Raw genomic sequence first — 21,132 nt, forward strand, 5'->3', positions numbered from 1 at the left:
TACTACCCTGTTCACAGGCACCATCAATAGCCGCCGGCACATTTAGCCGGGGGCTTTCGGTATTATTTAACTATTTGATAATCAATTTATTATATAAATAAAAACAGGAGATAATGGGTTACTATTTCATGGTTCGGGGTATCAATACTAAACCGATTATCATCATGAAAACAAAAATTTTATTTGTGCTTGCAGCCGTGGCTTTGCTGGCTGCCTGTAAAGGAAAAAACGGAAGTTATGAATATGCCAACACCGATAAACGTGCGTCGGCGGCTGACACCGTTGGCATAGCTACCGATACCACATTAGAAGGCCCGGCTAAACTGGTAAAAACTGCCGACATGACCTTTAAGGTAAAAAACGTGCAAAAAACCGGGGATTCGGTATCGGCACTTACTAACCGGTATGGCGGCATGGTGATGCACCACCAAATGAGCTCGAACATTGTAAACAGCCAGGACATCCGGGTGAGCGACGACTCGGTGATGCATGTTTCTGCCTTTAATACCAATGCCGATATGACGGTGAAGATCCCGTCAGACAAATTGGAGGATTTTATGGTAAAGGTAAGCCATATGGGCATGTACATTACATCGCGCCAGATGGATATTGCGGATAAATCGCTCGATTACCTTTCAGAAAAAATGAAATTAAATAACCGCAGGGAGTTGATTGCCCAGCAAAAAAGCGGTAAGATCAAAATAAAAAACCCGGAAGCTGTTCTTTGGCTAAAAGACGACCTGGTTGACGGTCAAATAAATAATCAGCGCATTGATGCCGCCGTAAAATACAGCAACATCAGCCTGAATTTTTACCAGAGCAATACTATTGTTAAAGAAATGGTTGCTAATGACGATCCTTCAAGCTACCAACTGCCATTCTTTAAACGCCTGGGTATGGCCATCGTAAACGGTTGGCTGATGTTTACCGAACTGATACTTGGATTGGCTAATTTATGGGTATTTATATTGGCAGGTATTGGTTTATGGATGGTATATAGGGTTTACAGGAAGAGATTTGTGGTGGTGGCGCAAACAACTAATGCGACGATTTAGCCCACATCATCGTCTTTGCGAGCGATAGCGTGGCAATCATCTGCAGGCAGAGCGGGCTATAAGGCAGCCTGTTTCTAACCCCCGCGTCATTGCGAGGAACGAAGCAATCTCCCGATAAGCAGGGCGGACTTGCACAGCGGCTTGTCCAACGTAGAGATTGCTTCGTTCCTCGCAATGACGATGGAATTAAAAAAGGGAAACCCGGCTTTGGCCAGGCTTCCCTTTTCCTATAAAGTCCTGCCTCTAAACCTACTCCACCAACTTCTTATACCTGATCCTCTTCGGCGCTACATCGCCAAGGCGCTTTTTACGGTTCTCTTCGTAATCGCTATAGTTGCCTTCGAAGAAGTAAACCTGCGAGTTTCCTTCAAACGCCAGGATGTGTGTACAGATCCTATCCAGGAACCACCTGTCGTGACTAATCACTACCGCACAGCCGCCAAAGTTTTCCAGCGCTTCTTCCAGGGAACGTAAAGTATTTACGTCGATATCGTTGGTAGGCTCATCCAGCAATAATACGTTGGAACCTTTTTTCAGCGTGATGGATAAATGCACCCGGTTACGTTCACCACCTGATAGTACGCCCACTTTCTTCTGCTGGTCGGCACCGTTAAAGTTAAAGCGCGATACGTAAGCTCTCGAATTCAACGGACGATTGCCAACCATAATGGTTTCCAGTCCGCCGGTTACGTTTTCCCAAACAGATTTGTTGGGGTCCAAATCGTCATGCATCTGGTCAACATAACCAAGGGCAACGGTTTCGCCCACGCGGAAAGTACCTGCATCCGGCTGATCCTGCCCGGTTATTAAACGGAACAAAGTGGTTTTACCCGCACCATTGGGGCCAATGATACCAACGATACCCGCAGGCGGCAATGAGAAGGTCAAATTCTCAAACAATACCTTATCGCCATAGGCTTTGGTGACGTTGTTGGCCTCTATCACTATATTACCCAAGCGCGGGCCCGGCGGGATAAAGAGCTCCAGCTTTTCTTCCCTGTCCTTTGTTTCTTCAGATGCTAATTTATCATAGTTGGATAAACGCGCTTTCGATTTGGCGTGGCGGCCTTTTGCCCCCATACGTACCCATTCCAGCTCGCGCTCCAAAATCTTCTGGCGTTTGCTCTCGCCTTTTTCTTCCTGCGCAAGGCGTTTTGATTTCTGGTCGAGCCATGAGGAATAATTTCCCTTCCATGGCAAACCTTCGCCACGGTCGAGCTCCAGGATCCAGCCGGCAACATTATCCAGGAAGTACCTATCGTGCGTTACCGCTATAACGGTTCCTTTATATTGTTTCAGGTGTTGCTCCAGCCAATCGATAGACTCTGCGTCTAAGTGGTTGGTAGGCTCATCCAATAGCAAAACATCCGGCTCCTGTAATAACAGGCGACATAAAGCTACGCGGCGGCGCTCACCACCGGATAGTACAGAGATCTTGGCATCCGGGTCGGGGCAACGCAGGGCATCCATAGCACGTTCCAGTTTTACATCCAGTTCCCAGGCGTTTACGGCATCTATCTGGTCCTGCAGTTCGCCCTGGCGGCTCATCAGCTTATCCATTTTGTCGGCATCGCCGTAATATTCTTCCAGGCCGAATTTTTCGTTGATATCTTCGTATTCTTTAAGCAGCGCGGTGGTTGCGGCAACGCCTTCCTCTACAATTTCCTTAACGGTTTTGTTGGGGTCAAGCTCGGGCTCCTGGCTCAGGTAGCCCACGGTATAGCCCGGTGAAAATACAACTTCACCGATGTTTGTTTTATCGATACCTGCAATGATCTTGAGCAGGCTTGATTTACCCGAACCGTTTAAACCGATAACGCCAATTTTGGCACCGTAAAAAAACGACAGGTAAATATTTTTGAGCACTGTTTTTTGCGGGGGATAAACTTTGCTTACCCCAGCCATAGAAAATATGATCTTCTCGTCAGCCATTTTATACAAAAATTGGTTTATGATGTATGAGGCTTCAAATATCTCGTAAATAAGGTTTGCAGCAAAATTAATGTGGAAGGAAAATAAGTTTTTCTTTAGCTGACCGAAGCCTTATTTATTCACGCAAAACCGCGAAGCCGCAAAATATTAGATACAAAAACCGCTGCTTTGCGCCTTTATGTGAAACCTTTACACAATAACGACATAATTTTTCATGTAAAATTCATCCGATAACTTGTATATTACAATGCAAATCGTTTGGTTTGCTTTTGTAGAAGTGCAATACGTGGGGCAGAAAGTCCACATGCCGTATTGTCATATGGGGAATGACTATTTGCCCTGCTTATATTAAAAGCCGGTTTTATCGGTAACGCGCTAAACTAATCCGTCAAAAACTCATCTTACTATTAAGTTTTTGTCGTATTTATAGTAATAATCAGGCGGTTCTCAGGTTTAAAAAACAAAAGGCAGGTTTATTCTATTCCTTTTAAACAGGCGGCATATCATCAAATTGTCTGTTTACAATAAAGGTAAAAAGCTGGCAACATTGTTGATAAATGTAAAAACTATCGCCTTGACTAATAAAAACAATTTTATAGATTAGGACGATCATAATCAGAAAGGTATATATGGAAGCTAAATTTTCGCCGCGGGTTAAAGATGTGATACAGTACAGCAGGGAGGAGGCCTTACGCCTTGGCCACGATTATATTGGTACAGAGCACCTTTTGCTTGGCCTTATTCGCGATGGCGATGGCGTGGCAATTAAATTATTAAAAGGGCTAACTGTTGATACCGCCAAATTACGCCGCGCTGTGGAAGATGCTGTGAAAGGCACCATTGGCACCAACGTACATATAGGCAGTATCCCGTTAACCAAACAAGCCGAAAAAGTATTAAAGATCACTTACCTGGAAGCAAAAATTTTCAAAAGCGATGTGATTGGTACCGAGCATCTTTTGCTCTCTATCCTTCGCGATGAAGACAACATCGCGTCGCAGATTTTAATGCAATTTAACGTGAACTACGAAGTATTTAAAAGCGAAGTAGAATCACACAAAAACGATGTTACCGACGAAATGCCGGGTTCATCAACCGGTGGCGACGACGATTTTAAAGAAGACGACAACTTTACACAGCCTAAAAAGGTTTCAGATATTAAATCTAAAACCCCGGTGCTGGATAACTTTGGCCGCGATTTGACAAAAGCTGCTGAAGATGGCAAGCTTGACCCGATCGTTGGTCGTGAAAAAGAAATTGAGCGTGTATCACAGATCTTATCACGTCGTAAAAAGAACAACCCTATCCTGATAGGCGAGCCGGGCGTTGGTAAAAGTGCCATTGCCGAAGGTTTGGCATTGCGTATTGTACAGCGTAAAGTATCGCGTGTGTTGTTTAACAAGCGCGTAGTTACTTTAGATCTTGCCTCTTTGGTTGCCGGTACCAAATACCGCGGACAGTTTGAAGAGCGTATGAAAGCGGTGATGAACGAGCTGGAAAAATCTCCGGATGTGATCCTGTTCATCGATGAGATCCACACCATTGTTGGCGCAGGCGGCGCATCTGGCTCGCTTGATGCATCTAACATGTTTAAACCGGCTTTGGCCCGCGGAGAAATTCAATGCATTGGCGCAACCACTTTAGATGAGTATCGCCAGTACATCGAAAAAGATGGGGCTTTAGATCGCCGTTTCCAAAAGGTAATGGTAGAACCTGCCACACCTGACGAAACTGTAGAGATATTGAACCGCATTAAAGAGAAATACGAAGAGCATCACGGTGTAACCTATACCGATGAGGCCATTAACGCCTGCGTTACCTTAACCACCCGCTATATTACCGACAGGTTTTTACCGGACAAGGCTATCGACGCGCTTGACGAATCGGGCTCGCGTGTTCACTTAACCAATATCCACGTACCACAACAGATCCTGGATATTGAGCAAAAGATTGAGCAAATCAAGATTGAAAAGAACAAGGTTGTACGCAGCCAGAAATACGAAGAAGCAGCCAAACTTCGCGATACCGAGAAGCACCTGTTAGAGGAGCTTGACCAGGCAAAAGCAGTTTGGGAGGCCGAAACAAAATCTAAACGCTACACCGTATCTGAAGATAACGTTGCCGAAGTAGTTGCAATGATGACCGGCATCCCCGTACAACGCGTGGGCCAGGCAGACAGCCTGAAACTGCTGAACATGGGCGATACCATTGCCAACAAAATTATTGGCCAGGATGAAGCCATTAAAAAGCTTACCCGCGCTATCCAGCGTACCCGCGCGGGATTGAAAGATCCTAAAAAACCAATTGGTTCGTTCATCTTCTTAGGCCCTACCGGTGTTGGTAAAACAGAGCTTGCCAAAGAGCTTGCCCGATTTATGTTTGATACCGAAGACGCCCTGATACAGATTGACATGAGCGAGTACATGGAGAAATTCGCGGTATCACGCTTAGTGGGCGCGCCTCCGGGCTACGTGGGTTACGAAGAAGGCGGACAATTAACCGAAAAAGTACGCCGTAAACCATACGCCGTTGTATTACTGGATGAAATTGAGAAAGCTCACCCTGATGTGTTCAACATCCTGTTACAGGTGTTGGATGAAGGCCAGCTGACTGATTCCTTAGGCCGTAAGGTTGATTTTAGGAACACCATCATCATCATGACCTCGAACATTGGCGCACGCCAGCTGAAAGATTTTGGCCAGGGTGTTGGTTTCACTACCGCTGCTAAAACTACACAGGCAGATGCACATTCACGTGGTGTGATTGAGAATGCTTTAAAACGCGCTTTCGCTCCGGAATTTTTGAATCGTATTGACGATGTGATCGTGTTTAACTCCTTGGGTAAAGACGAGATCTTCAAAATAATTGATATCGAATTGGGCTTCCTGTTTGGCAGGGTGAACAGCCTCGGTTACAAAATTGAGCTGACCTTAGCTGCCAAAGAGTTCATCGCCGAAAAAGGTTACGACTCACAATTTGGTGCCCGTCCGTTAAAACGTGCCATCCAGAAATATTTGGAAGACCCGATTGCGGAAGAGATCTTGAAAGGTGAACTGGCCGAAGGTGATACCATGGAAGTTGACTACGATAAAGAAGCCGACCAGGTGAAAATTGTAGCGAAACACAAAGCCGCCGGCGAAGACAAAACGCCCGAAGAAGAGCAGCAGCAATAAGCGCTAACGCTTTTAAATATTGTAAGCCCCCGGAGAAATTCGGGGGCTTTTTTTATACAATTCACCTCGACCCGCCCCTCAATAATTCATACTTATCAAAATATTTTCTTTTTGCTGTAATATCCACCTCCTTCGTGATACTCATTGTAAAAAATGATGACATGAAAACCTTATTATCTCCATCAGCGCAGTTATGTTCGGTAAAGTATAACCGCATAGCTTATGCAGGCCTGCTGTTTGCCGCAATTGTTTTGTTAATTTTAAAGGACTGGCAAAACGGCTTTTGCATGCTGGGTATTAGCCTTGTGGCCGACCCCTTTGACCACCGGGTTACCTGGGCCAAACGCCCGCTATGGCAGCGCAGCTGGTTGATAGTACACCTTGCCATTTTATTCGCGGCAATGCTATACCTTACGATATCTAAACTTTAATTGGAAGAGCAAGAATTTTTAACACAGGTAAAGCAATGCCATGGGCTTATCTTAAAACTGATAGGCTTGTATGCCTATTCGCTAAGCGACCGTAACGACCTGTACCAGGAAATCCTGTTGAACGCCTGGAAAGGGCGTGCCGGCTTTCGTAAGGAGGCTAAGTTCAGTACCTGGCTGTACCAGGTGGCTATTAATACCATATTTACGGCCAATCGCAAAACCAAGGCTGTAAGCTATTCGGATGCTATGGAAGATTTCGTCATCCCGGTGGTTCCGCAAACCGAGCAAAAAGAGGATGTACAGCGCCTTTATGCTGCTATAAGGCAGCTGGCAGAGATAGACCGCGTGGTAATAACCATGCACCTGGAGGGCTATGATAACCCGGAAATTGCCGATGTGCTGGGTATAAGCGCCAATTACATCGGCGTTAAGCTGCATCGGGTAAAAAACCAATTACAAATCATTTTAAAACAAGATTAAGCCATGGATATTGAACAAGTGTGGAAAGGGCACGTAGCCGAAACCGGGGGCTTGCCCGAAGTGCAAAACGTGGGGCAGCTAAAACCATCCAACCAAAACAGTCCCTTAAAAAAAATGAAGAAGCTTTTGGTACAAAACATGGTTGGCGTAGCCTTTTGTGTGGTATTATACGTTGCCGTTATCTGTTTTTTTAGTTTTTGGCAAATACGTGTTTTGGTAGGGATCACCCTTGCTTTTACCCTTTGGGCTTTGGCAAATGCCTGGCAACTTTATCGCAGGGTTGATGAGAAAGTACTGGCCAATAATTTACTCGCCGAACTTAAACGTAACCGGGACGCACTCCAGTCCTGGATGCGTGTACAAATGCGGGTGGCCATATTTATTTATCCTTTTAGTGCTGCCGGCGGCTATTTATGGGGTGGCGTACTGGGCTCGGGCCAAGATGTTTCGGTTTTTATGAGCAAACCAATAGCCGGCTGGGCATTAATAGCCTGTATTATCGTACTAACGCCGCTTGGCTACCTGGCAGGTAAATGGATGTTTAAAAAAACGTTTGGGAAGGTTATCATACAGCTCGACGAACACATGGCAAGTATTTCGGCCGATGCATCTGAATAATCTGAAAACCAATCAAAACGCTTATGGTACAAACAGGTATTTTGGCGGGCTTTACATTTAACACGGGTTTGTTATGGGGGCTTGATAATAAGCTGGATGTGATACTACCTATTCTTTTTATTGCGGCAATTATATTTATAGCTGTTAACCTTTTAATACAACAATCAACAACCCCTTCTTCAAAACAATAACTACCAATTGCAAAGCAAAAGGGCGGGTATGTCCCCGCCCCTTTGCCTGTTAAAACATTTGGTTTTAGTTCACTACTCTTTTGTCTTTAGCGGCAAAGCGGGCATATACCAGCAACGCGCCTACCACCATCATATTCCTAAAGATATTCAGCATATCATTCTTTGACTCGGCAGCACGGGGAATGTGCACCAAAAATATCATCAGGAAAACGTAGAGCGCCATTAATAACGTGGCCAGTTTATCGTACTTGCCTATAAGGCAGCTAACAATGTATGCAAGTATACAAACCCCGGTAAAGTAATTCCAAAATAAAGGGAAGGGTATCCAGCCCGGTACAAAAGCTGCGCCCATGGCAGCGTTACCAAAATGAAGCCCTACGTATAGCAGAAACGAAAGCGGAAAAAGCCAGGTTCCTATTTTTGTAAGTTTATCTGTCATGGCTTTTAGTTTATCGGGAATGGAACTAAAGGCCTTATCTCTACGCTGCTGTTAGGGTATTTAAGGATGGGACAGCTTTTGCTCCATTCTTGTACCTCCGCCAGGCTATCGGCCTTGCAAATAAGGTAACCGCTAACCATTACATTGTCCGCTTCTTTATGCGCGGTGTTTTCACCGCCATACTTAAACACGAGGCTACCGGCAAATTCTACGGGCGCGGTAGATACAAGCTTGCCTTGCATTGCGATACCGCCGATCCATGCTTGCCATAAGGGCATATCGGTAGCCATGTCTTGCGTGGTGCTTAGGTAACCTTCATCGCCCGCGCTGTTCCTGAATAATAAAAGATACTCTTTCATGATAATAAATTTTAGTTTATTTAATGCCCTAAAATTCATCAAAAGGAGGCCGAAGGGGTGTTGACAAATGTCAACGTTTTAAATTTTTGCTTTGAGCCGGCTAAAGGTCTCCTGCGAGATGCCGAGGTAGGAAGCAATAAGTTTGCTCGACAAGCGGCTCATCAGTTTTGGGCGATAATCCATCAGCCATTTTATCCGGTCGAGTGCGGAAAGGGATACAAAAGTATTGATACGGTAAACAGAATTGGCGTACGATGCTTCCAATATTTGCCTGTAAACCTTATCAAACTGCGGCACGGTTTGCATTAAGTGATAAAAATCGGCTCGGTTAATTGCCAGCAAAATGCAGGGTTCTACTGCCTTTATGTTTTCGGTGGCAGGCTGGCTGCCGCCAAAACTTATCAAATCGGCGCACCAATTATCTTCAATAACAATATCGCGCGTAGTTTCATTAACATCTGCATCGTACACAAAAACCTGTAAACATCCGCTGGCGATGTAATATACATGGTCGCAGTTTTCACCCTGCCTCACAACCAGCTCACCGCGTTTAATATGCCGTTCTTTAAAAGTTGTCAATACATCCTCCAGCCCGCTTACATCATTGCCAAGCCTGGTTTGTATATGCTGCCTAAGTAGGTGTATCACTGCAATTTATTTCAAGCTAATATAACTACAAAAGCCAATCACTTCCACTTAATTTCTAACGGCTCATAATCAACCGGCAGCAATTCCGCTATGCGGTAGCGGCCCCAGTAGCCTTCGTAAAGTACAATGGCAGGGTTTATAACGATTCCATTCTTATCAAAAAAAGCGTAAGTACCGTTGATGGTTACAACAGTCGATTCATTATTGCTGCGGTGCCTGATGTATAAAAGATCGCTGAATGCAATGGCGTATAAGCCCTCCTGATCTGTTTGCCGCAAAAAGTCGATCTCCTTAAGCGGTTCCTTTACCAGGGTTTGAATATACTTATTCGTCAGGTCCCCTTCCCCTGCCCATTTTGGGTTTAGCCGGCGTATCAACCGCTGAACTGTAAATCCTTCATACTTCATGGTATCTGCAATTACCGATCGTAGAAAATGCATACTCGACCCTATGTACGTTTCCTTACGCCTTTTTTCCCAGCGCCGCCTTTGCGAAAGCGAACCCTGCATTGGCTCAAACAAGGCCGATCCATCAAAATAAAGCATCCCGGTAGCTTCATCTTTGCTGAATGATTTGAGCAGGTATTTTATTTTATAGCCGAGGTATTTATTTTCGATCTCCAAAAAATCGTTCGATGAGCCGGTTAACTTTCGGGTTGCTTTATCATACTCAAGCGTAAGCGCGTCGTTATTGGTAATTTTGCAATCTTCGGCCGCTGTAGATGTTCCTATAAATTCCCGCTTAAACTTTTCGTAATTGCCTTCCCAATCGCTGGCAACAATTTTAACCTCGTTTAACGAGGTAGTTTTTGGCAATAGCTTGATGCCGGGCAAGCGAATATTTTCGTTGCCTGCCATTACAATTTGGCGGTAAGTTTCAAAGCCTACCACAGAAACCACAAATTCGTACTGGCCGGGTCGCACATAATTCAGCACAAACGCGCCATCATCTGTGGTTTTACTGCCCACCGTGGCGTTACTTAAAAACACACTGGCGTTGGACACGGGTTTGCCATCGGCACCGTTTACCACATTACCGGTAATTTTTATTTGTGCAAAACCGGCAAGCGGTAAAAGGAAAAGGAATAGGAGGTAGTATTTCATTTTTAGTTCAGACTAACAGATCACTATAAGGTTTAATAACGCCAGCTTTTAAAAGCTGATGGTCCACCTTATTTGGGCACGGCAACACACAAATCGCGCGTGTTCGGGCTTGTTCGGGCTGTTCGCGCCCATACGCGAACGCGAACACGCTCAATACCTCCGCTGCTTTTAACCAAATATAATAAATGCGGGCCTGTTAAACCTTTGCGTCTAAAAATATTCCTACTGATATATACACACAACAATATGAAACGAATTCTATCTATTTTATGCCTGGCGATCGTAGTATTGACAGCATCATCCTGCGTAAAGGAAAACTCCGTAGCACCAAATAACAACCTTACTATTCTTACCAGCGTAAGCACCAACGGATGGAGCACATTGGATAATGGCAAAACCTGGAAACAATCCATCAGCGTGCCCGAACTGGATAGCTATGCAAATGAAAATGCCGGTGTACTGGTGTACCTGTCATTCACCAACGGTGTTTACGAACAAATTCCCGAAGTTTTTAATGGTGTTAGTTACAGCTACATCCACGAACGTGGTTTGCTTACCGTTTATGCACAGGCTTACAGCGGCAACTTAACCACCCCCAATCCGGGCAGTGGTAATGTAAAGATCGTGCTTGTTGATTCTAATCAATAAGCGCCCTTCAATCTCTCCGCTGATTAGCGGGAGGTTTCCACATATATGTTCAATAAATTTTCAAAAAAAGAAAAGGCGCCGGTTGGGCGCCTTTTCTTTTTTTATTCGTTTCGTTTTTGCGAGCGAAGCGTGGACAACCGACCGAAGGGAGCTCATTGATACCTTAAAGAATAAATTTAAAACATCAATAATCATCGGCATGAAGAGCTACTTTGCAAATCCGACCTGCTTATCGGGGGATTGCTTCGTGCCTCGCAATGACGCGCGGGGTGTTGTGCGTTTGCGTGTGGTTTTCTATTTCTCCATCTGCTCTATCACCGCCTGTGTTACGCCGGTGTAAGAGAAACCGCCATCGTGGAACAGGTTCTGCATGGTAACCATACGGGTAAGGTCGCTAAACAGGGTTACTACATAGTCGGCGCATTGGTCGGCATCGGCGTTACCAAGCGGACTCATTTTTTCTGCGTAGTTTACAAAACCATCAAAGCCTTTAACACCGTTACCTGCGGTAGTGCGGGTTGGCGATTGCGAAATGGTATTTACACGTACATGTTTTTTAACACCGTACTGGTAGCCAAAGTTGCGGGCAATGCTTTCCAGGTAAGCCTTGTTATCGGCCATATCGTTATAGTCAGGAAATACGCGCTGCGCGGCAATATAAGTTAAAGCCAGTATCGACCCCCACTCGTTAACAGCATCCAATTTCATGGCTATCTGCATTACGCGGTGAAAGCTTAGTGCCGATATATCAAAACCCTTGTGGGTAAATTCGTAGTTGTTTTCGGTATAGTGGATGTTTTTGCGCACGTTTACGCTCATGCCTATCGAGTGCAGGATAAAATCCACACCGCCGCCAAAATGCTCCATGCTTTTGGTGATGAGGTTGGTAACATCCTCATTGCTGGTAACATCAGCCGGGATAACAGGGGCATTACATTCCTCTGCAAGTTTATTCAGTTCGCCCATACGCAATGCAAGCGGCGAGTTGGTTAAAACTATTTCGGCACCCTCTGCAACGCAGCGCTGAGCCACTTTCCAGGCTATAGATTGCTCGTTAAGCGCCCCGAAAATAATTCCTTTTTTACCTTTTAATAAATTGTAAGCCATTGTTTTTGGTTTTTATAATGGGGCAAAGTTATATATTTATATGTGAGAATAAAACCCTTACTTTAAGCTCTCATGGCCGGCGCAGAATACTTCAAACCACTTATAGTTTTTCTTACACCAAAGGATGTTAGGCACCATTATGAACCTGAAGCGCCCTTACCGGCCCACGAAACAGTGATACGCCCTTTGCTACTAAATAGCATTGCGGCTTATGTTTACAGGTTGAGCAAAGATGCCGACCTTTATAAGGACAACGCTGATATTCTGCTGCCCGATAAAGGCAAATATCGGTTAGACATATCAAAAGAATGTATCAAAGGGCACGAATTGCTGTGGAACAAAACGGCATGGGCAAGGGGTTCTATTGTAATTATCTGCAAGCCCGAAAACATCGATTTCGATTCGTTATTTAAGGGATGCTATGATATAGGGCTAAATAATACACCAAACTCCGGCAATTCGCCCGCTGCCCTAAAACTATGCCTGAAAGAAATAGAGGCCGGTAACGTTTCATTTTGCTTTAGCGCTTCTAATGGATTAGAGTGGATGAGCATTTATAGTACGGATGAACGACGTGAAACGTTGTACCGTACGGCACTTAAGAACATTAAAAAATAAATTAGTTGCCGCACAATTTGAGAAGTGAGGGCGGCGAAAGCACTATTAATTCTCCCCATCCGTTTAATTCGGTTCGAAAAATTTTTTAGGCGATGCCTTCGGCGCGGGCTATGCGCTCCAACTCCTCATTCCGCGCTGCTGATAGAAGCAGCACTTCATTCCGGGGTTTCCGCTGCTATCCCTATCGCAATTTTTTCTGAACCGTTGATTTAAATGATTTTAAGATTCCGTTGATACTTGGGTAAACCGCGTTCAAACTGGCTACTGAAAACTGCTATCTGCCAACTGAGTTCAATAGCTCCCTCGCATTCTGCAAAGCACTCTCGCCCGGCTTATCTCCGCTCAGCATTTTGGCAATTTCTAAAACGCGCTCGTCGTCGCTTAGCTTTTTGATGCGGGTTTTGGTTGCTACATCGGTGTCATCCTTATAAACGAAGTAGTGGCTCTTGCCCTTGCCTGCAATTTGCGGCAGGTGGGTTATGGTAATTACCTGCAGGTTTTGCGCAAGGCGCTCCATCACCTGCCCTACCTTGTTGGCTACTTCGCCGCTTACGCCTGTATCTATCTCATCAAAAATAATGGTTGGTAAGGCGGTGTATTCTGCAATAATGGATTTGATACTCAGCATTAACCGACTTAACTCACCGCCCGATGCTACTTTGCTCATATCCGCCAAAGCATGGCCCTTATTGGCCGAGAACATAAACCTTATACCATCCACACCAGTTTTGCCAAGTTCTGCCAACGGCGCCTGCTCTATTTCCAGCGCCGAGTTCCCCATACCCATTTCGGTAAGGTTGGCCAGTACTTTTTGGATGATCACCGGGATGGCCTTTTTGCGGTTAGCCGATAGTTCAGCGGCCAGTTTTTCAAGCTCCTGTTGTGCAGCCGCTATTTGTTTTTGAAGTTTTTCCACGGCTTCGTCGCCAAAAACAGCCTGGGCAATTTTTTCAGACAGATCTGTCTGTATGGCCAGCAATTCTTCGTTGCTGTTTACACGGTGTTTTTTTTGCAGATTGTACAACAGGCTAAGGCGGGTATTTACCTCTTCGGCACGGGCATCGTTGGTGATGGTATGTTGCTCGATGATCTCTATCTCCGCGGCGATATCTTTCAGTTCGATGAGCGTGCTTTTCAGGCGTTCGTGCAGTTCTTCTACCTCGCTGTTATACTTTTCTACTACCGATAGCTGCTGCCCTGCTTCCCGAAGTTGAATGATGGCCGAGGTTTCGCCCTCGTGCATTAAAAAGTGTGCGCCCAGCAGGTTGCGTTTTATTTCTTCGGCATTGTTAAGGGCATATAACTCTTTCTCCAATAATTCCTGTTCATCAGCCGCGATGCCTGCCTTCTCCAGTTCATCAAACTGAAACTGGTAGTAATCCAGGTCGGCTTTGGCTTTATCATTCTGCTCTATAAGCTGTTGTAATGCTGTGAGCGATTTGCGGTAGGCTTTGTATTTGGTTTGATAATCGGCAAGTAAATCATGATGTCCCGCCACGCCATCAACCACTAAAAGCTGAAACTCCGGGTCGTTTATTTCTTGCGTGGCGTGCTGCGAGTGAATATCGATCAGTTTCTCGCCAAACTGTTTAAGCAGGGTAAGGTTAACCGGGGTATCATTAATAAACGCGCGGGATTTACCATCGCTGGAGATCTCGCGCCGCAGCACGGTTTCGTCCTCATGGTCGAGGTCGTTATCTTCAAAAAATGAATTGAGGTGAAAGCCGGCAATTTTAAAGGAGCCTTCTATCACACATTTTTTTTGCTGATTAAAAAAGTAACGGCTCTCGGCGCGTTGTCCCAATATGAGCGATAGTGCCCCCAAAATAATGGATTTACCCGCCCCGGTTTCGCCGGTTAATATATTCAGGCCCTTATCAAACCTGATCTCCAGGTTATCAATCAGCGCGTAATTTTGTATGGTTAGCTTTTGAAGCATAAAAAAAGTACCCTCTTTTTTTGAAAGCACTAAATTACAAAAAGATACTTACCTGTGAGCTTTAACACGAAAAATGCTAAAAAAAATAGCGAAAGCCGTTTCTCGGTTGGAGGTTTGCGGTGAGCAGTTTGCACTCGGGCTATTTCTGAACCTTGATTCACTTGATTAAAGGATCGCTTGACAAACTGTAGGCATCATGGAATCCCATAATCCTAAAAATCATGGTTCAAAAAAAAAAGCGATGGGTTCAGTGCCCATCGCTATCAATATATTATCGAATTATACTTACGGTTTAACCGGTTCGGCAGGGGCTTGTGGTGCCTCTTTAACCTCAGATTCTGCACGTTCTCTTGCTTCTTTGATCTCCGACCTTATACGCTCGGCCTTGTCAATGTTATCGTTGTTGTTGTTGTTATTATCATTATCGTTATTCCAGTTGAAGTATTTTGCGCTGGCCCTATACTCTTTTACTTTTGCTCTAAATTCGGGGGTGTTGGTGTAAGCCCTTAGCTTATCAGACGCCTTCCTTAACAATTCTTTTTGTTTTTTAATTTCGGGGTTATCAGCATAAGCCCGCATCTGGTCGCCCAGTTTGCGCATTTCATCCTGCTGCTGTTTTATAGCCGGATTGTTGTAGGCCTCTCTCATGCTATCGCTCATGGCACGTAGCTTGTCGCGCTTGGTAACAAACTCATCAGACTGGTAAAAACTTCTCATCTTCTCGCCCAATTCACGCATTTCGGTAGTTTGCGCTTTTATTTCGGGCGAAAGCTTGCTTTGCAATTCGTCCTGGTATTTGCGGTAATTCTCGTCGCGGTCGTCGTTATAATCGCTTTTGATGCCGTATTTGGCTTTTAACTTGGCGTTCAGGCCTTTAAAGTCGGGCGAGCTAAAGTATTTTTCTATCTTTTTACCCAATACTTCCATTTGCTTACCATACTGCTCCGCATTCGGATTGCTGCTTATTGCGCCAAAGTCGGCACCCAGTTTAGATTGCTCAGCGGTTATGCGTTTAATACGATCACTGTTGTAAAAAGCATCTACCTCTTTACCATACTGATCCATCTGGGTACTGAAGGCTTTGAACTTGTTGCTGTCGTAATATTTACCTACAACCTCGGCATACCTGTTCACTTCGGCACTTAGTTTCTTCAGTTGCGGGTCGTTAAAGCCGTTATCGTAATAAACATCCCGGTCTGTATGATACTTGTCCTTATTGTCTTTTTGTACGATGTACTTGTTTTTTGCGGGCTTAGCCTTAGCAGCCTTTTTACGGGTACTATCTGCAAAAAGGCTATTCAGTTTATTAATAACTTCTGCAGGTTTTACTGCGTTAACGGCTACTTTACCGTTCTTAATTTCGGGGTTTAACCAGGCAATGCTGCTTAAGCTGCCGGCTAAAAGTAATATGGCAAGCACCAGGTGGCGTATGTTGCCTATGTTTTGTTTTGTTTTCATGATGCGTTCAATTCGGGTTAATAAATAGGTTTTTTTTGTGCTGGCGGCCAGCGCCAGCTGCAGGTTGGTTTGCCTGCTTTCTTCCAGTTTTAGCAATGCACGGGCATATACCAGCGGGCTATTGGTAGTTTGCACCACCAGGTCGTCGCAGCAGTTTTCGCGCTCGGCGCTTATTAAACGATTGATCATTTGGGCAAAAGGATTAAAGAACAATAAGGAATTTATTACCTGCTGCAGCAGGTTCACCAAATAATCGTTCCGTTTAATGTGGGCGAGTTCGTGCAGTAAAATAGCCTCTGTTTCGGCTACAGAGAGGTTTGCGGATAAAGAAATTGGTAAAAGGATGATGGGTTTAAGGTAACCGATCATACAGGGTACATCAACCAGCGAGCTGAAATTTACCCTAACATAGCGGCGGATATCTAATCTTTCCGAAAAATCGTCAACCAGCCATTGCATGTCCCCCGCCGGGAACAGTGCTTTTTTAATACGGAACAATTTAACCCTGCAATAACTCAGCTTAAGCAGGTTTACCACTAAACCTGTTATGTAGAGGATGGATATGTAGGGCAAATAACCAGCTATAACATAATAATACCTATCGGCCTGGGCTTTAAAAGGCGAGAGTTGGTTTACCAACCCTGCCTGAGGCACAAAGCCTGCAGATGGCGCATGCGCGACCGGCGACCAGTTAAAATTTCCGGCCTCGTTAAACAGGGTCACCATAAACCAGGCCGCAATACCCAGCATAGCCGCTGCGGCCATGTTGTATTTTTTTACGGCCGATAGTGATGGCACCGTGCTGAACACTACACGTAATAAAAACCAGATCAACAGCCCCTGCCATAACGAGTGCAGAATAGCGATACCTAAAACCTGGCTTATGTTATAAAAAAGGCTTTCCATAGCTTTTATTATTTAGTAGGCTGATCGAATTGTTTTAAATAATCCTTGATAGCGTCAATTTCATCTTGCGATGCGCGGTGCTGCCCCAGTGCCTGGATCACCAGGTCGCTGGTGGAGCCTTTGAACACGGTGGATATGATCTTATCCAGCGCGCCCTGCTGCGCCTCGCCGCGGGTGATAACCGCTTTGTACAGGTGTGTTTTGGCATCGGTGTTACGTTCAACCAGGCCTTTTTCGTGCATTATTTGCATCAGTTTCAGGGTAGTGGTATAGCCCGATTCTTTGTTTTTGGCAAGTTCTTCGTGCACGTCGCGTACTGTGCATTCACCCTTTTTCCAAATTACCTGTAAAATTTCCAGCTCGCTTTCTGTTGGTTTCAGTTCCATGTTTTCCTTATTACGAATTCCTTCGTACAAATATGTACGATAGTTTTCGTATATGCAAATTATTATTTGATTTTTTAACAAATTTTAACGGTTTGGCATGGATAAGACGAGCGGAGAGGCAAAACGTGACACCTATTCCAACGCCATCGTGATAAATCAACTGATTTTTAGCCTTGTTCGCGTTCGGCATGGAGCGCGAACAGCCCGAACAAGCCCGAACACGCGTGATTTTAATCGAGTCGCTATTTCATGGCCCTGCAAAAATGATAAAAGCAAACTGTCTGTCATTTATTCGCCCATAATATTACAAAACCCCTCCTACCCTTTATATTTGCCTTACTATGGAAATTTTTGCTTTAGGAGAGGGTTCGTATTCAGTTGATGCAACAAAAAAGTTTATCCCTTTTAACCCGGAAACGGATAACAAACGCGACCGCCCCGGTTCGCTGTTCATCCACGTAAACCCTTTTCTCATCAAAACCAATACAAATCTTATTCTTTTAGATGCAGGCCTTGGCTATAAAGATACGCGCGACGAGCTTTTGCTGCACCAACACATCCGCAACGCGGGCTTCGACCCGGAAGAGGTTACCCTGGTACTGATGAGCCATCTGCATTATGATCATTCCGGCGGGCTGGTAGTAGAGCGCAGCGGTAAACTGGAGCCAAGTTTCCCGGATGCCGAGCACGTGATCAATAAACAGGAATGGGAGTTTGCTTTAACAGGTGCATCATCATCTTACCACAAAGAAATTTTTGAGGGGCTGCGCGATAAAGTGAAAATGACGCTGGTGGAAGGCGAAGGCGAGTTTAAGCCAGGCATCAGTTATGAATGGAGCGGCGGGCACAGCAAATTTCACCAGGTATTTTGGTTTGATACGGAAGGTAGCAAAGTATTTTTTGGTGGTGATGAATTACCGGAGCCGGAGCAGCTGATCAGAAAATTTGTAGCTAAATATGATTACGACGGGCACCGATCGGCAGAATTAAGGATACAATACGGAAAAAAAGCGGCAACTGAAGGGTATACATGCCTGTTTTACCATGCGAGGGCTAACGCGGTTGGTAATGTAAGTTACCAGGACGAGCAGTTTACGGTTACGCCTCTTCTTTAACCCCAAAAAGTTCTTTTATCTTGTCCACGTTAAGCGGTTTAGAAACAAAATCTTTTACCAGCGGGTAGGAGCGTGCTTTGTTGATATCGTTGCTGAAAACGGATGAAGAAATAATATAAATTTTGCTTTTGCCCAGCGGATCGAGGTTGATACGCTTGTATTCGTCTAAAAACTCCCAGCCATTCATTATCGGCATATTAATATCCAGCAAAATATAATCAGGTAGTTTGCTTGGGTCCTTCCGTTGAATTTCTGCGAGCTGATCGATCGCAAATTTCCCATTCAGGCATGCCATGATGTCTGTGTTAATTAACGCTTTCTTTATCAGCTTAATAGAGATGAAGTTGTTTATTTCATCGTCATCAACCAATAAAACGCTTACGGCTTTGGTATTATTCGGGCTCATATCTGTTCCTTATACGGAAATAAAATTAAAAAGGTTTTACTCCTAAAGGTTGTAAATTAAAAATTTATCGCCTTTTATGAAGTACCGCAAAGTAGTTAAAACTTACAGTTGTACAGCATTATTAAATACCATAGCACTAATGTTACGTGTGTACGAACCCGCATGTTACAAATTCCATTAATATTACACCTTTGGGAATAACTTATACAAAAGTTGAAGCTGATTACAGTAAAAAGTTTAAACGATAAATTTTTAGAAATTAACGCCATTCGCCCTGTTTGTGTTGGCGTTACCGCCTATAATATCCCGTTTCATTAAAATTCGTAATCGCGCTCTACCAGGCAGATCCTTACTTTATAGTTCTCGTACCATTTCTCGCGCCCGTATTTTTGTGCCATCTGATGCCGGCTTACGGCTTTCCAGTTTTTAATGGCTTCCAGGCTTGCCCAATAAGACACCGTGATACCTGTTTCGTTACGAGCCGATTCTACGCCGAGGTAACCTTCCTGTTCGGCAGCAAGCTTACCCATCTCAGCCGCCATATCGCCGTAGCCATCATCGCCGGGGGTACGTACCGATGTAAAAATAACAGCATAATAAGGTGGTTGCGGGGTTTGTGCGATCATAATATTGATTTGCAGATATGCAAATGTGCAGATTTCAGATGAAAAAATACAAGGCGATGATCACAAGCATTTGCACATGAATGCCGTTTACTTAAGCAGCTTAGTAGCCTCACCTAAATCCTCTCCAAAGGAGAGGGGTTGGGGGTGAGGCTATGTAGCTGGCCAACTCTTAAGTAAACGACATTAATTTGCACATCTGAAATTTGCACATCTGCACATTTATTTTCTGCAGATTATTTAAAATGTTTCCCCTGGTTACTCGTCTACTCCCTTAAGGAGAAATAACCTGTATTAAACAAATGAGCACGATAAGAAATAAAAAGATAGCGATAATAGGTGGCGGCCCGGGTGGCTTAACGCTGGCACGCCTTTTACAAATGAACGGCGCTAACGTAAAAGTTTACGAACGCGATGCGCATAAAGATGCACGCGCCAAGGGTGCCACGCTCGATCTGCACGAGGAATCGGGCCTGGCAGCATTAGATGCAGCGGACCTGATGGAAGCCTTTTGGGCAAACTATCGCCCGGATGCCGACGCCCTGCGCATAGCAGATAAACACGCTAACCTGATACACGACGACAAAGACGCCCCGCGCGAAGAAACTATGCGCCCGGAGATAGACCGTGGGCCACTGCAAAATATCTTGTTAGATTCTCTGCTGCCCGGCACCGTGGTTTGGGACAGTCAGTTTGCCGTCCTTACGCCAAATGACAATGGCTGGAATGTAGGATTTAAAAATGGGGAAGTTGTGTATGCCGACCTGGTAATTGCTGCCGATGGTGCCAACTCAAAACTACGCCCCTACCTTACTCCTATTAAACCATTTTATGCCGGCGTTACCGCTATTGAAGGTGCGGTTTATAATTCTGAAACCGCAAGTCCCAAAATGCACGAACTATTAAACGGGGGTAAGATCTTTGCCTTCGGCGACGAAAAAACTTTGATCGTAAGTTCTAAAGGCGATGGTAGCCTGGTGTTTTACCCCGGTTTTAAATGCGATGAGCATTGGGTGCGCACCTGCGGGATAGATTTTACAGATAAAACACAGGTACTTAACTGGTTTAAAACCGAATACGCCGGTTGGGACGAGATCTGGCTGGAACTATTTGAGAACGCCAGCGGTCCATTCGTTGCCCGCCCGCAATATTGTATGCCTTTAGACCAAACCTGGGAAGCCAAACCCAACCTTACTATGCTGGGCGATGCCGCCCACCTGATGCCGCCCTACGCCGGCGAAGGCGTAAACATGGCCATGCTGGATGCGCTGGAACTTTCACAATGTTTATTGAATGAAGATTACCCCGACTCACTTTCTGCCATTGCTGCTTACGAAAAGCAAATGCGGGCAAGGGCATCTGAAACGGCAGAGATGACGATGTATTCTACCGGTGCGCTGCATTCTGATGGAGCTATAGAGTTTTTGATGGGGGTGATAGGGGGGTAGTTAATCCATTGGTACCTAAAAACACAGAATGATGTATATATTTACGTGA

20 protein-coding genes are annotated in these 21,132 nt (G+C 44.9%); 9 read left to right on the forward strand and 11 right to left on the reverse strand.

What is annotated here, in order from left to right; all coding sequences use genetic code 11:
* Positions 1–164: 164 nt before the first annotated feature.
* A complete protein-coding gene (locus tag IDJ77_RS15945) occupies positions 165–1,055 on the forward strand; it encodes a DUF4349 domain-containing protein (protein WP_191189970.1) in 891 nt (296 codons plus the stop codon).
* Positions 1,056–1,304: 249 nt separating this feature from the next.
* On the opposite strand, the gene ettA is transcribed toward IDJ77_RS15945, so the two are convergent.
* A complete protein-coding gene (gene ettA / locus IDJ77_RS15950; RefSeq protein WP_191189971.1) occupies positions 1,305–2,987 on the reverse strand; it encodes an energy-dependent translational throttle protein EttA in 1,683 nt (560 codons plus the stop codon).
* 629 nt (positions 2,988–3,616) lie between these two features.
* Between ettA and IDJ77_RS15955 the strand changes: the two genes are divergently transcribed.
* The 4 genes from IDJ77_RS15955 (at position 3,617) to IDJ77_RS15970 (ending at position 7,689) form a co-directional block, all read left to right on the forward strand.
* On the forward strand, positions 3,617–6,160 hold the full coding sequence (locus tag IDJ77_RS15955; RefSeq protein ID WP_191189972.1) for an ATP-dependent Clp protease ATP-binding subunit: 2,544 nt from the start codon (positions 3,617–3,619) through the stop codon (positions 6,158–6,160).
* 161 nt (positions 6,161–6,321) lie between these two features.
* Complete coding sequence (locus tag IDJ77_RS15960) at positions 6,322–6,591, forward strand: hypothetical protein (protein ID WP_191189973.1); 270 nt, start codon at positions 6,322–6,324, stop codon at positions 6,589–6,591.
* Positions 6,592–7,071, forward strand: coding sequence for an RNA polymerase sigma factor (locus tag IDJ77_RS15965; RefSeq protein ID WP_191189974.1), 480 nt, complete (start codon positions 6,592–6,594; stop codon positions 7,069–7,071).
* Positions 7,072–7,074: 3 nt separating this feature from the next.
* Complete coding sequence (locus tag IDJ77_RS15970) at positions 7,075–7,689, forward strand: hypothetical protein (protein WP_191189975.1); 615 nt, start codon at positions 7,075–7,077, stop codon at positions 7,687–7,689.
* 255 nt (positions 7,690–7,944) lie between these two features.
* Here the strand turns inward: IDJ77_RS15970 and IDJ77_RS15975 are convergent, their stop codons facing one another.
* The 4 genes from IDJ77_RS15975 to IDJ77_RS15990 form a co-directional block, all read right to left on the reverse strand.
* Positions 7,945–8,319, reverse strand: a complete 375-nt coding sequence (locus IDJ77_RS15975; protein WP_191189976.1) for a DoxX family protein — start codon at positions 8,317–8,319, stop codon at positions 7,945–7,947.
* A 5-nt stretch (positions 8,320–8,324) separates the two neighbouring features.
* Positions 8,325–8,678 (reverse strand): YciI family protein, encoded by a 354-nt coding sequence (locus tag IDJ77_RS15980; RefSeq protein WP_191189977.1) that lies wholly within the window; start codon positions 8,676–8,678, stop codon positions 8,325–8,327.
* 78 nt (positions 8,679–8,756) lie between these two features.
* Complete coding sequence (locus IDJ77_RS15985) at positions 8,757–9,326, reverse strand: Crp/Fnr family transcriptional regulator (RefSeq protein WP_191189978.1); 570 nt, start codon at positions 9,324–9,326, stop codon at positions 8,757–8,759.
* Positions 9,327–9,364: 38 nt separating this feature from the next.
* Positions 9,365–10,429, reverse strand: a complete 1,065-nt coding sequence (locus tag IDJ77_RS15990) for a carboxypeptidase-like regulatory domain-containing protein (RefSeq protein ID WP_191189979.1) — start codon at positions 10,427–10,429, stop codon at positions 9,365–9,367.
* Positions 10,430–10,675: 246 nt separating this feature from the next.
* Between IDJ77_RS15990 and IDJ77_RS15995 the strand changes: the two genes are divergently transcribed.
* Positions 10,676–11,077: a hypothetical protein gene (locus tag IDJ77_RS15995; RefSeq protein WP_191189980.1), complete on the forward strand. Its 402-nt coding sequence runs from the start codon at positions 10,676–10,678 to the stop codon at positions 11,075–11,077.
* Between the two features lie 294 nt (positions 11,078–11,371).
* Here the strand turns inward: IDJ77_RS15995 and IDJ77_RS16000 are convergent, their stop codons facing one another.
* The gene (locus IDJ77_RS16000) at positions 11,372–12,184 is read right to left on the reverse strand and encodes an enoyl-ACP reductase FabI (RefSeq protein WP_191189981.1); all 813 of its coding nucleotides are present in this window, start codon (positions 12,182–12,184) and stop codon (positions 11,372–11,374) included.
* Positions 12,185–12,256: 72 nt separating this feature from the next.
* Here IDJ77_RS16000 and IDJ77_RS16005 point away from each other — a divergent pair, with 72 nt between their 5' ends.
* Positions 12,257–12,802, forward strand: a complete 546-nt coding sequence (locus tag IDJ77_RS16005; protein ID WP_191189982.1) for a hypothetical protein — start codon at positions 12,257–12,259, stop codon at positions 12,800–12,802.
* 274 nt (positions 12,803–13,076) lie between these two features.
* Here IDJ77_RS16005 and recN read toward each other — a convergent pair whose 3' ends face one another.
* The 3 genes from recN to IDJ77_RS16020 all read right to left on the reverse strand — a co-directional run bounded on the left by recN (position 13,077) and on the right by IDJ77_RS16020 (position 17,491).
* Entirely contained in the window at positions 13,077–14,741 is a 1,665-nt protein-coding gene (recN, locus tag IDJ77_RS16010) for a DNA repair protein RecN (protein ID WP_191189983.1), read from the reverse strand.
* 285 nt (positions 14,742–15,026) lie between these two features.
* Positions 15,027–17,105 carry a M56 family metallopeptidase gene (locus IDJ77_RS16015; protein ID WP_191189984.1) on the reverse strand — a complete coding sequence of 693 codons (2,079 nt, stop codon included), beginning with the start codon at positions 17,103–17,105 and terminating at the stop codon, positions 15,027–15,029.
* A gap of 8 nt (positions 17,106–17,113) precedes the next feature.
* Entirely contained in the window at positions 17,114–17,491 is a 378-nt protein-coding gene (locus tag IDJ77_RS16020) for a BlaI/MecI/CopY family transcriptional regulator (RefSeq protein ID WP_191189985.1), read from the reverse strand.
* Positions 17,492–17,832: 341 nt separating this feature from the next.
* On the opposite strand from IDJ77_RS16020, the gene IDJ77_RS16025 reads away from it, so the two are divergent.
* A complete protein-coding gene (locus IDJ77_RS16025; protein WP_191189986.1) occupies positions 17,833–18,606 on the forward strand; it encodes an MBL fold metallo-hydrolase in 774 nt (257 codons plus the stop codon).
* Here the strand turns inward: IDJ77_RS16025 and IDJ77_RS16030 are convergent.
* Both IDJ77_RS16030 and IDJ77_RS16035 read right to left on the reverse strand, forming a co-directional pair.
* Entirely contained in the window at positions 18,590–19,012 is a 423-nt protein-coding gene (locus tag IDJ77_RS16030; protein ID WP_191189987.1) for a response regulator, read from the reverse strand. The two genes, IDJ77_RS16025 and IDJ77_RS16030, sit on opposite strands and share 17 nt — an antisense overlap.
* A gap of 314 nt (positions 19,013–19,326) precedes the next feature.
* Positions 19,327–19,638, reverse strand: a complete 312-nt coding sequence (locus IDJ77_RS16035; protein ID WP_191189988.1) for an antibiotic biosynthesis monooxygenase family protein — start codon at positions 19,636–19,638, stop codon at positions 19,327–19,329.
* A 299-nt stretch (positions 19,639–19,937) separates the two neighbouring features.
* Here IDJ77_RS16035 and IDJ77_RS16040 point away from each other — a divergent pair, with 299 nt between their 5' ends.
* Positions 19,938–21,083: an FAD-dependent oxidoreductase gene (locus tag IDJ77_RS16040; RefSeq protein ID WP_191189989.1), complete on the forward strand. Its 1,146-nt coding sequence runs from the start codon at positions 19,938–19,940 to the stop codon at positions 21,081–21,083.
* Positions 21,084–21,132 lie beyond the last annotated feature (49 nt).

Origin of the sequence: Mucilaginibacter pankratovii (assembly GCF_014773265.1) — a bacterium.
Classification (GTDB): Bacteria; Bacteroidota; Bacteroidia; order Sphingobacteriales; family Sphingobacteriaceae; genus Mucilaginibacter; species Mucilaginibacter pankratovii.